This window comes from Mycoplasma sp. 6243, assembly GCF_051200785.1.
GTDB lineage: Bacteria > Bacillota_I > Bacilli_A > Mycoplasmatales > Metamycoplasmataceae > Mycoplasmopsis.
In genome coordinates this window covers 1,047,394-1,060,846 of the sequence record NZ_CP195154.1, presented here as the reverse complement: position 1 = coordinate 1,060,846, position 13,453 = coordinate 1,047,394, and the positions used below count along the sequence as shown (strand labels likewise).

12 protein-coding genes and 1 tRNA gene are annotated in these 13,453 nt (G+C 31.5%); 2 read left to right on the top strand and 11 right to left on the bottom strand.

Annotated features, from left to right (window positions below; genetic code table 4):
- Positions 1-5: 5 nt before the first annotated feature.
- Positions 6-455, bottom strand: coding sequence for a hypothetical protein (locus ACR82Z_RS04480; protein ID WP_435129345.1), 450 nt, complete (start codon positions 453-455; stop codon positions 6-8).
- Between the two features lie 126 nt (positions 456-581).
- On the opposite strand from ACR82Z_RS04480, the gene ACR82Z_RS04475 reads away from it, so the two are divergent.
- Positions 582-657 (top strand) — tRNA-Lys (locus ACR82Z_RS04475).
- A 79-nt stretch (positions 658-736) separates the two neighbouring features.
- On the opposite strand, the gene atpC is transcribed toward ACR82Z_RS04475, so the two are convergent.
- The 9 genes from atpC to ACR82Z_RS04430 are packed head-to-tail and all read right to left on the bottom strand — an operon-like array spanning position 737 to position 7,687.
- Complete coding sequence (gene atpC, locus ACR82Z_RS04470; RefSeq protein ID WP_435129342.1) at positions 737-1,150, bottom strand: ATP synthase F1 subunit epsilon; 414 nt, start codon at positions 1,148-1,150, stop codon at positions 737-739.
- Positions 1,143-2,543 (bottom strand): F0F1 ATP synthase subunit beta, encoded by a 1,401-nt coding sequence (atpD, locus tag ACR82Z_RS04465; RefSeq protein ID WP_435129339.1) that lies wholly within the window; start codon positions 2,541-2,543, stop codon positions 1,143-1,145. Before atpD ends, atpC begins: the two co-directional genes overlap by 8 nt.
- 12 nt (positions 2,544-2,555) lie before the next feature.
- Complete coding sequence (atpG, locus tag ACR82Z_RS04460) at positions 2,556-3,407, bottom strand: ATP synthase F1 subunit gamma (protein WP_435129336.1); 852 nt, start codon at positions 3,405-3,407, stop codon at positions 2,556-2,558.
- Positions 3,407-4,981, bottom strand: a complete 1,575-nt coding sequence (gene atpA / locus ACR82Z_RS04455; protein ID WP_435129333.1) for a F0F1 ATP synthase subunit alpha — start codon at positions 4,979-4,981, stop codon at positions 3,407-3,409. Before atpA ends, atpG begins: the two co-directional genes overlap by 1 nt.
- A complete protein-coding gene (atpH, locus tag ACR82Z_RS04450; protein ID WP_435129330.1) occupies positions 4,982-5,530 on the bottom strand; it encodes an ATP synthase F1 subunit delta in 549 nt (182 codons plus the stop codon).
- On the bottom strand, positions 5,530-6,105 hold the full coding sequence (gene atpF / locus ACR82Z_RS04445; protein WP_435129327.1) for a F0F1 ATP synthase subunit B: 576 nt from the start codon (positions 6,103-6,105) through the stop codon (positions 5,530-5,532). The genes atpH and atpF overlap by 1 nt, the downstream gene beginning before the upstream one ends.
- 3 nt (positions 6,106-6,108) lie before the next feature.
- Positions 6,109-6,483 (bottom strand): ATP synthase F0 subunit C, encoded by a 375-nt coding sequence (atpE, locus tag ACR82Z_RS04440; RefSeq protein ID WP_435129324.1) that lies wholly within the window; start codon positions 6,481-6,483, stop codon positions 6,109-6,111.
- A 12-nt stretch (positions 6,484-6,495) separates the two neighbouring features.
- Positions 6,496-7,269, bottom strand: a complete 774-nt coding sequence (locus tag ACR82Z_RS04435; protein ID WP_435129321.1) for a F0F1 ATP synthase subunit A — start codon at positions 7,267-7,269, stop codon at positions 6,496-6,498.
- Positions 7,256-7,687 (bottom strand): hypothetical protein, encoded by a 432-nt coding sequence (locus ACR82Z_RS04430; RefSeq protein ID WP_435129318.1) that lies wholly within the window; start codon positions 7,685-7,687, stop codon positions 7,256-7,258. The genes ACR82Z_RS04435 and ACR82Z_RS04430 overlap by 14 nt, the downstream gene beginning before the upstream one ends.
- 95 nt (positions 7,688-7,782) lie before the next feature.
- On the opposite strand from ACR82Z_RS04430, the gene ACR82Z_RS04425 reads away from it, so the two are divergent.
- Complete coding sequence (locus tag ACR82Z_RS04425) at positions 7,783-8,469, top strand: pseudouridine synthase (protein ID WP_435129316.1); 687 nt, start codon at positions 7,783-7,785, stop codon at positions 8,467-8,469.
- A gap of 32 nt (positions 8,470-8,501) precedes the next feature.
- Here the strand turns inward: ACR82Z_RS04425 and ACR82Z_RS04420 are convergent, their stop codons facing one another.
- Positions 8,502-13,448, bottom strand: a complete 4,947-nt coding sequence (locus ACR82Z_RS04420) for a hypothetical protein (RefSeq protein WP_435129313.1) — start codon at positions 13,446-13,448, stop codon at positions 8,502-8,504.
- Between the last annotated feature and the right edge of the window lie 5 nt (positions 13,449-13,453).

Below are 13,453 nucleotides of genomic sequence, written 5' to 3'. Positions count from 1 at the left end.
AACTCTTAATTAGCAATGCTTTTATTTTCAGTTTTTTTCGGATAAATATATGTTAATTTAGTATCAGCATCTAAACTTGTAAAGCAGTATTTTAATTTATCTAAAATATTTAACTCATTGACTTCGCTAACATGTCCTAATGAAATAGTTTGCTCATCTTCATAAATATATTCTTTTAAGATTTTTGAGTTCATCCGATAGAAATTTTTATAATATAAAGCAACATCCCACATTTTCTCATGGTTATATAAATCAGTTGTCTCAATATTTTCAGTTTTATCCTGTGCTCGCACTTCACCAAAAATAATATCATCACCTATATATAAAATCGGAAGCAAATGCTCAGTTTGCTGCTCAGTAAATTTACTTATAGATTTACTGAGTTTCTCACTCATTTTGTATAACTTAAAAAGTTTGATATTACTGGTTAGTTTAAATTTTTCATCTAGTTTCATTCTTACCTCGTTATATATATAAGAAAATGCATATTTAAGAACTAAAAAAGAACAAAAATAATTTGGATAGTTTGGATAGGATAAAAATATTTTTATATTTTTGTTAAAAAGGTTTATAATATTCCTGCATCGTTAGCTCAGTCGGTAGAGCAGCTGGCTCTTAACCAGCGGGTCGCAGGTTCGAACCCTGTACGATGTACCATTTCATTTTTATGATCAAACCTACTAATACACTTAGTAGGTTTTTGTTACCCAAATGATAATAAATAACACCAAAGGTGTTATTTATTGAATAAATTATATGTATCAACTCGAAACAAAGCTTTTTTAAGTTTCGTTTCTAATAAGGCTAAATCAACTGTATCTTTATTACTTTTAATCGCCTCAGTTAATGATGCAGCATCCTTTTTAGCTCGTTCTATATCGATTTTTTTAACATCAATAATATCATCGGTTATAATATTGATTTTATGTTGGTCTGCATAAACTATTCCACCACCAATATAATATGTTAAAGTATCAGATTTAGATGTTTCAATCTTCAAGGTTCCAATTTCGATACTTGAAAACAATGGAGATCGGTTTGGTTGCAATCCAATGTATCCTTTAGGTGTTTTTAAGGTAACAATATATACTTTACCTTCATAAACAATTCCATTTGGTGCAGTAATTTTAAGATATGATGTATTAGCCATTATTCTTTTGGTATCTTTCGATTACATCTTCAATGCTTCCTGCATATCTAAAGATATCTTCAGGATATGAATCATAATCACCATTTAAAATTGCTTTAAAACTGCGTATGGTGTTTGAAAGTGGTACATATTGTCCTTTGATTCCCGAGAATTTTTCAGCGACAGTAAAAGGTTGTGATAAAAAGTTACGGATTCTACGGGCACGTGCAACGATTTTTTTATCTTCTTCAGAAAGTTCACCCATTCCTAAAATTGCAATGATATCTTGTAGTTCTTTGAAGCGTTGTAAAATCGAAATTACACTTTGTGCAACATTATAATGCTCTGCTCCAACTACCAGTGGATCAAGTAATCTTGATGCGGAGTTAAGTGGATCGATAGCAGGATAAATTCCTAAGGATGCAATTCCACGGTCTAAAACAGTTTTAGCATCCAAGTGGGTAAATGTTGTTGCAGGAGCTGGATCAGTTAAATCATCGGCAGGAACATAAACAGCTTGCACTGATGTAATTGATCCACGACGTGTTGAAGTAATCCGTTCTTGTAAAGCACCCATTTCAGTTGCTAAGGTAGGTTGATAACCAACTGCAGAAGGCATACGTCCTAAAAGTGCCGATACTTCTGAACCTGCTTGGGTAAATCTGAAGATGTTATCAATAAACAATAACACATCTTGATTTTGTTTATCACGAAAGTATTCAGCCATTGTTAAACCACTTAGAGCAACACGCATACGAGCTCCAGGGGATTCGTTCATTTGCCCAAAGACTAAGGCGGTTTTATCGAGCACACCAGCTGCTTTCATTTCGTGGTATAAATCATTACCTTCACGGGTACGTTCACCGACACCAGCAAACACTGAAAGACCATTATGTTGGGTAGCAATGTTATTGATTAACTCTTGTACTAAAACTGTTTTTCCAACTCCTGCACCACCAAATAAACCTATTTTTCCACCTTTTGCATATGGGATTAATAAGTCAATAACTTTAATCCCGGTTTCTAAAATTTCAGAAGATGTTTTTTGTTCTTCATATGATGGAGAAGGAGCATGAATTGGAGCACGGATTATTTCACCTTCAAGCGATAACTCATCAATAGGGTTACCTAAAACATCAAAAATACGACCTAAAACAATATTTCCAACCGGAACCGAAATAGGTGCTTTGGTATCAACAACTGTCATTCCACGTTGCAACCCATTTGTGCTACCCATCGCAATGGTTCGAGCAGTATCGTCACCAATATGTTGCGCTACTTCTAATGTATAAACTTGTCCATTATCAGTTGTTATAGTTAAAGCATTAAGAAGTTTTGGAAGTTTTCCTTCACTAAAACGCACATCAACAACAGGTCCTAAAATTTGAACAATTGTTCCATTATGTTGTTTCATATTCTCTCCTTATTAAGTTGCATCAGCACCAGCAACAATCTCGGTAATTTCTTGAGTAATTTTTCCTTGACGTTGTCTGTTGAACTCTAATCTAAGTTCTTTAATTAAATCTTCAGCATTATTGGTTGCATTTTCCATTGCATTTCGACGTGATGCCATTTCTGAAATTTTTGATTCACCTGATAAAGCATATATCATGCTTGCAACATACATCGGAACTGAATCGGAAAGCACTTCTTCAGCAGAGGGTTCAAATTCAATAATTTGTGCATTATGTTGTTTTTGAATACTAAAATCTAGTGGAAAAAGTGTTTTTAATCGCGGTTCTTGATTAATATTATTGATAAATTTAGTATAAATTAATTTCACTTGCGAAACTAGTTTTTTACTATATAACTCGAATGCGATTTTAGTGATATCATTGCAAATTTTATATGTAATTTTATCTCCGTTATTAATGTAATATTTAATCATTTGTGCTTTAATTGTCGCAGAATTTATCATACTAAATCCTTTGGTACCAATTACAACAATTTTATCTTGTGGTTTAAGATTTTCATTTAACATTTTATATATATTAGAATTATATGAACCACATAAACCTAAATCACTTGTGATTACAATATATACGCTACCATCAATTCCTTCGTTTTTAGGAAAAATTTCATAAAATTGACGAGAACTAACATGTGAAATTAATTCATTGAAAGTATCTTCTAATGTTTCTTTATATGCTTGTATTCGGGTGTATTCATTGCGCAAACGTCTTAATTTGGAAGTTGAAACCAATTCCATCGCATTGGTAATTTTTTGAGTATTAGAAACTACTGAAATGCGATTTTTTAAGCTATTTAAACTCGGCATTATGCAACCTTATATTTTGATGGCATTTCTTTGTACATACGTCTATCATAGTTCGGAATAGTCGCAATGATACCTTCAATGATGCTTGCTAATTTTTTAGCAATTACTTGATAATCTGTTTCTGAAATTTTTCCACTTGCAGTAATGTTTTTAAATACTTGCATTCCTTCACTATCATTAGTAACTCAATTAATTACTTGATCACGGTATTCATGCATATAATCAAGAGGAAGCGGGTTGATAAGACGTTCTTTAACACCTAACAAAATAATCGCTTGGGTTTGTTGTTGGATAGGAAAGTATTGTTCTTGCTTCAAAAGTTGATATACCTTTGCTCCATGATCCAAAATAGTTTTAGTTGAATCATCTAAATCTGAACCAAATTGTGCAAAAGCTTGCATTTCATTGTATTGTGCAAGTTCTAATTTTAATGAACCTACAACTTGCTTTGTTGCCTTAGTTTGCGCTGCAGAACCTACCCGTGAAACACTAAAACCGATGTCAACTGCTGGCCGCTGTCCAGCATTAAATAAACTTTCTTTGGTAAAAATTTGTCCGTCTGTAATTGAAATTACATTAGTAGGTATATAAGCACTAATATCACCTTGTTGTGTTTCAATAATTGGCAATGCAGTAATTGAACCACCACCATATTCAGAATTTAAACGAGCAGCACGTTCAAGTAGTTGTGAGTGTAGATAGAAAACATCACCAGGATAAGCTTCACGACCAGGTGGACGTCTTAAAAGTAATGATAAGGTACGATATGCAATGGCATGTTTTGATAAATCATCGTAAATAATTAAAACATCTTGTCCTTTACTCATTCATTCTTCAGCAATTGTAACTCCAGTATACGGAGCAATATATTGTTGTGGTGCAAGTTCTGAGGCCCCTGCAACCACAATTGTGGTATATTCAAGTGCCTGTGAATCAGAAAGTTTTTGAACTATTTGAGCAACGGTAGAATTTTTTTGTCCAATTGCAACATAAACACATTTAACATTTTTACCTTTTTGATTAATAATAGTATCAATCGCAATAGCTGTTTTTCCGGTTTGACGATCTCCAATAATTAATTCACGTTGTCCTTTACCAATTGGTATCATTGTATCGATTGCTAAAATACCTGTTTCAAGTGGTTGATTAACTTCTTGACGTGACATTACACCTGATGCTCTTTTAAAAATTTCTGAACGGTGAGTTCCAGCGATCTTACCTTTTCCATCAATTGGATTTCCTAAAGCATCGACTACACGACCCAAAAGAGCATCTCCTACTTCAACAGAGATAACTTTTCCGGTACGTTCAACATAATCACCTTCAGAAACTGAGTTAGCATTACCAAATAGTGCTACCCCGACGGTTTCTTCTTCTAAGTTTAATGCTAAACCATAGACACTTTTGTTAAAAATAACTATCTCGCTATTTTTAACCTTATCTAATCCGGTGACAACAGCAATTCCATCACCTACTGAAATTACACGTCCTATTTCAGAATAATCTACTTTAGATCCCATATTTTGAATGCGATCTTTAATAATTGCTGAAATATCATCTAATTTAATTGCCATTTACACCTCCTTTTCGTATTTTATAAGTTCATGTTTTAGTTTTTCTAAGTTGTTTTTGATATTCATTTCAACTGTTTCACTACGTGACACAATTTTTATCCCTGCAATTAAAGATGGATCAACATGATTGGTCATCTCAATGGTACGACGAGTTTTATTTTGAATTTTAGTTTTTATTTTTTCAAGTTGCTCATTTGTTAGTGGAAAAGCTGAAATAACATCAATAAAACGAATTCTTAATTCACGGTTTGAAAGTTTTAGATATTCGATAATGATTTTACGAATATATTTGGCAACCTTTCGCATTATTATAACCTTTAATGCATTAATAATAATTCAATCAAAGTCCTTGAATGCTAAATCAACAGTTTTCAAACGTTCTTCTTCAGGAACAAACTCATCTTTAAAGAAATCAACAAACTCAGGATGTTTGCTAAAAATTTCTTTGACTGCTTCAAATTGGGTATGTAATTGTTGAAATTTATCTGCCTCATGAACTAAGTCAAATATTGCTACAGAATAAGCTTGAATGTTCTTTTTAATTTGCATTATAAGTCTTCTACTTCTTTATCTGTATTTAAAAATTGATTTACAATTTCATCTTGTGTTTGTTGACTAATTTCACGTCTAAGAATCTTTTGCGAAAGGTCTGTAGCTACTTCAACAATGTATTTTTTAGCATTTTGTTGAAATTCTTTTTGTTGTGCATTGATATCCAAAGCAGTTTCAGATAAAAGCCTTTTTGCTTCGGTTTGTGCTTTTATGGTATAAAATTCAGCAACTTTTTCAGCTTTTATTTTAGCATTTGTAATGATGTTATCTGCTTGTGTGTGGGCATTTTTAAGATTTTCATTTGCTTTATTAAGAGCTAAAATACTTGCTTCTTTTTGTCTTACAGATTCATCGATATTGTTTTGAACAAAATCTCTGCGTGCTTTCATCATTTTTTTAATGGGTTTATAAAAGAAAATTCAGAGAATAATAGCAACAATTATAAATGCAATAATAGTTGCAATCATAATTGGGATGCTAGGAAATAATCCTTCAAATTTTCCTGCTACAGCTTGTCCTACATCTGAACTTGACTCAAACTTTACTGCTGCAGCAACTGATGTAGTAATCATTTTCTAGACTACTTTACTTGCGAAAACGAATAAGATAATAATCGCAGTAACGAAAGCATAAATCGCAGCTGTTTCAGCAATACCAACACCGATAATTAGCATAGTTCTTATTTTGCTTTCAGCCTCCGGATTACGTCCAACTGCTTCAGCTGCTTTACCAGCAGCATATCCTTGTCCAACTCCAGTACCAAGAACCCCGATTGCTGCTAATCCAGCACCAACTGCTACTAAACCTAAACCAATGTGTGTTCCTGCCTTAGATCCCATATCACTGGCAGAATTTGATATGGCTGTTTTTGCTGCAGCTGCAGCATTTGAAGCAGGTGCTGTAGTAGTGGTTGTTCCATCGGCTAATTTTGTAAGTAAATCTAAAATCATTTTATCTCCTTATTAATAAATCGATTGTATCTTTCTTTTGGTAAATTTCTTAAAGAATCTACTTTCAGAATTCTTTGTTTTTTTAGCTGGTTCTGTAGATTGCGATTCTATTGTTCAATATACAGCAGTCAGCATTGTGAAAATTAATGCCTGCAATATTCCATCAAATAAATCAAAGTACATATGTAGCAATGGTGTGAAATATATGGCAAAAATATTTTGAAATGCACTATTATCTGTGCCTAAAGCAACCTTAAATATATATCCAAACATTGCATAAATTAAAACAATAATGGTTGATCCACCAACTAAATTCCCATACATACGAGCACTTAAGGAAATAAGTGGGGAAAACTTACCAAAAATATCTCAAGGTGCTTTAATAATGGATCAATAATATCTTCAGCGACGGTATATAGTCCCTGAAAGAATAATTCCTAATCAAGTAGCAACTGCTAAGGTAATTGGAACACTAAATGCAGTTCCAATTGGTTCTAAACCGATAATTGAAACTCAGTTACCAACAAGTAAAAAAGTTGCTAAGGTAAAAATATAAAAACGCGAACCTGGTAGTTGATCACCAACTGTTTCTTGATACGAATTATCTATATATCCTAAATATCCTTCAGCAAGCTGAGTGATACCTTTAGGAGCTTGATCAGCACGTTGTTTGCGAACTTTGAAAAAGATAATTAACGAGAATATCACGATAATTATCACTGTTACAATCAGTGAAAATAACTGAGGTAAATCAAATTTTCAAAGTCTTTGTTTAATTTCGTCCAATTTTGCCTCCTTTGTATTTTGAATAAATAAATGTTGCTATAATCACAAAAAAATTAAATCCTACGCTCCCAAAAAACACAAACATATTAATTGGTAGAGTAAATTCAGATAATCAAGTATATTTTTTTAATGCATATATTTTTAAATTAATATGATATATGCTTAAAATTACTGCAGTTAAATAAATAAAAAAGACAAACATCTTTAAAATATTTAAAAATATTAGTGATTTTCGTTTTTTTAATGGTATCATCCCGAAAATTCTTGTGATCATAAAAAGCAAATATGAGCTTAGCGCTCCAATCGCAAAACCAAAAAAACTACCTTTAAATCATATTGATAAGATACTAAAAATAACTGATAAAAACCCAAAAAGACTTCAAAATACTATTTCATAATCTCTTTGGAATTTATGCATTTTTCTCCTTGTTTTGCTGTTAGTTATTTTATACCTTTTTTAAAATAAAAACAAAAAATTTTTTATTTTTAATTTTAAATAGATAAAATAATTATATGAAACATCGTATTGAAAAAATGGTTGCTAATAATACTAATTATTCTCGTTTGATGATAAATAAAATGCTTAAAAAAGGTAAAATAAAGGTAAATGATATAGTTGTCTATAAAAGTTGTTATGTAAATGTTGATGATATCATCACAGTTGATAATCAGAACATTAATACAAAGTTGTTTTATTTAGCACTGAATAAGCCTAAAGGATATATTTGTGCAAATGCGGATGCTAAGTATCCAAGTGTTTTGCATCTTATTTCAGATTTATATAGGTTTGCCAAAAATATCCATACCGTAGGTAGACTTGATGTAGATACACACGGTTTGCTAATTATTACAAATGATGGTGCTTTTACTCATCGGGTGTTATCACCAAAAAACCATATTCAAAAAGTTTATTTAGTGCAAGTTGATAAAGAACTTGATGTATATATGATAGAAGTTTTTAAGCAAGGTATCGATATTGGTGAAGCAAAGGTATGTCAAAGTGCTAAACTAGAGATTATTGATCGATATAACTGCTATTTAACTATAAATGAGGGTAAATACCATCAAGTCAAAAGGATGTTTAATAAACTTGGTTATAAGGTAATCGATTTAAAAAGAGTTGCTTTTGGTATGTTTATATTGCCAGATGATTTATCACCAGGAGAATACATAAGCATTAATAAAGATCAAATAATTTAAAAATAACCCATTCTTGGGTTATTTTTAGTAAATTAAGCTGCTTGTTTAGCAGGTGTACTTGAAGCTTCGGATGATTGTCCTTGTGATTGTGCAGATGCTTGTGGTGTTGCTGCCCGTGAATCAGTTGAAGTTGCTCCTTGTGGACTTGATTCTGATGCTTCTGAAGTTTGGGTTATTGTAGAAGCTCCTTGATCTGTATGTTGTTCAGAACTACTATTTTCTGTATGAGTGGCTGAAGCAGTTTGTCCTGATGATGTTTGTGAACTACCAGAACTAGATGCATCTGTTTGTCCTTGAGAAGTTGTAGTTCCAGTAGTCGATGAACTAGCTGTTGATGATGGATTTGTTGCAGTTTGTGCTGATCCACTTGATTCACTTTGTCCAGGTTGTGCAGCAGGAGTATTACTTGTTTGGTTGTTTGAAGCAGTTGAACCACCTGAGTTTGGAACTTGTGCAGTGGTATTATGACTGTTGTCCCCCCCTGTTGAACCAGACACACTATCTTTACTAGATTTTGGTGCAGTTTGGGTTTGTTGTTGACCTCCTGATTCGCCATTACCAGAAAGTGTGTTTTTTGATTCAGTCGAAGTTTCAGGGTTATTTCCGGTGTTATCAGTGGTTGTGGTTTGTGGTGACTTTGTTTGCTCACCTTGTCCACTAGCATTATCTGGTGTTTTTGCACTTTGGTTATTTTCTGCTGGTAAACTAGGTTGATCACTTGGTGCTGTGTTTGCAGGAGGTGTTTGTTCTTTTGGTTTCTGTGATTCTATTTGAACATCTACCTTTGTTTTTAATTCTGTCAATTTAGTTAAATTAGTAGCAGAATTTAGTTCATTGGTAAATTCTGTTTTTTTGTTATCATCTTTAACTTGTGCAATTAGTGTTTGCAATAATGTAGTAAATTTGATTTCTTGAACTACATCAAAAAGATTTTGTGCAGTTTGGGTATTAAGTTGACTAAGGAATTTTTCTTTATTAGGATTTTGGCCGTTTCAAGTTAACAATTCATCCAAAGCAGAATTTTTTTGCTCGTTTAATGCACTTTGCACATCTGAATTAATTTGCATCAACTTACTTTGATCAAAATTTCTTGATTTTTGCATTTGATCAAGTTCTTTTTTGTTTGTTTCATAATTTGCATAACCAGTTGGTTGTAATGATTTACCTAATTCCAGTAATTTTGCTGTTTGTTTTGCTAAGTCAAAGTTTGAAAGCAACATTTCAAAAACTTGGTTATATCCTAAGTTAGAATGCACTAAATTATCTTTATCTGCATCAAAGTATTTTGAAATACTTTGGTAGTAATCTAATTTAAGTTGACTATCATCTTTTAAAGTATCTGAAACAACTGATAATGCTGCAATTAAGAATACTTTTGAGAAATTATTTCGATTAACTAATGAAGCATATGAATCGATAAGAGATTTAATACTATCAAGTGTTAATAAATTATCTACATTTTTATCACGAATTAATGCCATAATCTTGCTGCGATCAGAAGCAAATTGCAATTGGACTATTTGTGGTTTTAAATATGCTCATACACTACTACGATACATATTATCATATGCAAGTTTATCAACTTGGAATTTTAATGTCATTACATTATCTAAATATGAATTAACAAAGACTTTATCTTCTGTTTTATCTGATGCTAAAGCATTTTTATATTTATTTGTACTATTTGTATCACTAAGAGTAGTATATGTGTTTTTAAGAATTGTTGCTCAATTCTTAGTAGTTGCATCTTGAGTAGATGCTAAAACAGTAAGTCTATCATTAATTTCATTTAAGATAATTTCTACATATTTAACTTTGTTTGCTATAACATCTGTATTTGCTGATGCATTAGTTTGACTTTCATCTGCTGACTGTGTTGCTTGGTTTTGTTTTTGATTTTGTGTGTTTTCAGAAGTAGTACTTGTTGCAGGTGATGCAGGGGTTTGAGAACCTTGCTGTTCATTATTATTACCTTGTCCTGCCCCAGCATTATTTGTAGCAGGTGTACTTGTAGCACCTTGTTTATCCCTAGTTTCGGTACTTGCTGCATCAGATTCAGTCTTGTCTGATGGCTGTTTTGCATTTTCTGTTTGAGTTTTGTCTACGTTTGTTTGTTTTTGTGAATTATCACTAGTTGTTTCTTTTGCTGCATCTTTTTTATCTGTTGAACCAGATGCAGCATTTGAACCTGCTGCTTGATCTTTTGTATTTTTAGTTGCATCAGTTTTGTTTTCAGTTGTTTTATTATTAGTTTTATCTTCTGAATCATTATGTTCATCTTTTGTAATAAATCCAGGTGTGCCTAATTTATTATAAAATAGCATATATTGAACTTTATCAATATTATGACGAATTGTGTATAAATCGGGTTCGTCTTCTAATTTTCCATCGACTGTTTTCTTATCAACTTTATTAACTTCATCAATTGCTGCTTGACCAAAAAGTTGTGCTAATTTTAAAAGGTATTCTTTTTGTGAATTTAAGAGTGTTTTTAAGGCTGCTGTTTGTGAAGTCGATTCGGTTGCTTGTGCAATTTGATATTGTAATTTAGCATAAGAACCAAAATTTACTATGGTTAAATCGTTTGTACTTGCTTTTGGAGCATTATTTTGTGATAATGATGCTTCATAAATTGTTGCAATTTGAGTCAATCTACTTACAGCTGCTTGGATGCTAGATAAATTATCAGTGCTAATTTGCTTGATTCTATCAAACTCAACTTGCATCTTTGTTTTATCTACATCGGGTAGTTTATTAATAGATTCTTGTAATTGTGTCCTAATTTTGCTTTCAGTTTCTTTTAGTCTTAAAACTGATTGATATTTTGTTAGATTAACATAAGTAAAATTCTCTGGTAATTTTATCGCATTAGCAAAATTGGTTTTAAAATCATTTGATAAACCTGAATCATTTGCTTCTTTAATAATTTGGTCTTGATAAGTTTGCAATGATAAATGATATATTACTTTTTGATGTAAGTTTTTAAAGTCATTTATAGTTGTCTTTGAATCAGTTGATGTAAGTTGGTTTAATTCAGTTGTATATAAGTTTTTAACTTTTTCATCTGTAATTTTATTAATATCGTCGGTTAAGGATTGCTTTTGTGCATCAAAACTGTTTTGTAAAGTAGTAAATAATGCTTGTTGTTTTGCTAAGGTATTTGCATAAAGAGCATTAAATTGGGTTCTTACAAAACTTGGTTCATATGCATCTCCGTCATACATTTTATATGTTGCATCAACTAAATCTGTACGACGGTATGCAACTAAATCTGCTTCATCAAAGTTTGCTAAACGTGAAGCGATCAATCCTGTATGAGTCGCTACAAATAAATCAATGTATTTAGACATTACATTATTGTATAAAGTATTGTAATCATCATCGTTGCTGATTGTTGGAATATTCAATGAATCTAATGAAAGTGAAGGTAAGTATTTTTTAATGAAGTTGGTTAAACCTGCTTTTTTAGCAGCTAATCTTTTTGCTTCAAAGTCAGCAAGTGGTAATGATCTTAAATCATTTTCCATATGTGCTACGATAGAATTGAGTTCTTGTAAGTATGAAGAACCTGTTTTTTCATCAAAATCTGATCCTAATTTACTTTCAAAATCTGTAATTTGTGATTGATATGAACTCTTTTGATCGCTGGTAAAAGTAGTTGCTTCAGTTAATAATGCATGTGCATATGATAATAATGGATTAATCATTGATTCACTCAATGGTTGCACAAGTGCATTATATTTATTTTGATATTCTTTGTTTTTTGCACTATCTTTAATTTGTTTAACTACACTTAAAATTAAGTCAAGTTTTTGTTGATTCATAGACGCTTCTGATTTGCGTTTTTCTTCGATGTATTTTAATACATTAAGAAAATCATTGATTGATTCAGAATTTAAAATCATCGCACGAGCAGTATTCTTACTTGCTTGATCAAAAAGACTTTCAGTCATCTCAGTTGCTTCAAGTAAATATCTAGATTTTCAATATAAAACTTCTGGATCAGTTACATTAGATTTGGTTAAAGCATCTTTTTGTTGCAATTTAGGTTGTAATTTTTGTAAATCTAGTTTAAATTCAATAACTTTTTGATTAAAGTATGCTTGATTAGCATATTTTTTATTATTTAAATATTCACTTGATTTATCAAGGTTGAATTTAAAGTTAGCAAACTGTGTATCAATTGCGATATTAATACGCGATAATACATCATCTAACGCAGATGAAGATGCAGTTAAAGCAGCAATAGTTTGATCTTTTACTTTTGTTAAATTGTTTTCATTTGTAGGTTTAAACTTAAGTACATCTAAATTGATAGTCTGTAACAATGCATCTAATAAAGTTGTTTTTCCTTCGATATTCAACTTTTTATCATCGGCTTGTTTGGTAAAGTTTTCACTGTAAAACAATTTATCCAATAAATTAAGTGGTTGGTTGAATTTAGGAATAAAATCAGAAGAGTAAAGTCCTAATAATTTACCTTCATTATAAATTCCATCTTTTTGTAACAAACTATCGCTTGGGGTTTTAGAACTCTCAACTAACTGGTATAATTTATCAACAACTGCCTTAGTTTCTTGTGCATCCTGATTTTTAACAGCACCAATTTGTGAGTTAATATTATCTAATTGAACCTTAATTTTAGCATCAAATTCAGCCTGAATAAAATCGTTAGCTTGCTTAAATAAATCTAATACTTTACGATATGAAGCATCAGAATATTGTAATGGGATTTTATGAAATTCTTCAACTAATAAATTACGATTAGCAACAGTTTGGATCCTTGGTACTACCGCTAAAAAATCATTAACTGCTTTTTCATACTTCGCTTGTGCTTCCTTGTTAGTTTTAACACCTGATGTAGCAACAGCAATTGTTAATGCTGCAGTAGCAGTTGCAACAGCAAAAGCAACTATAAATGCTTGTTTTCCTACACGGTGCTTTCTTTCTTTTTCACTGTGAGTATTTTTTTCACTCATATAAA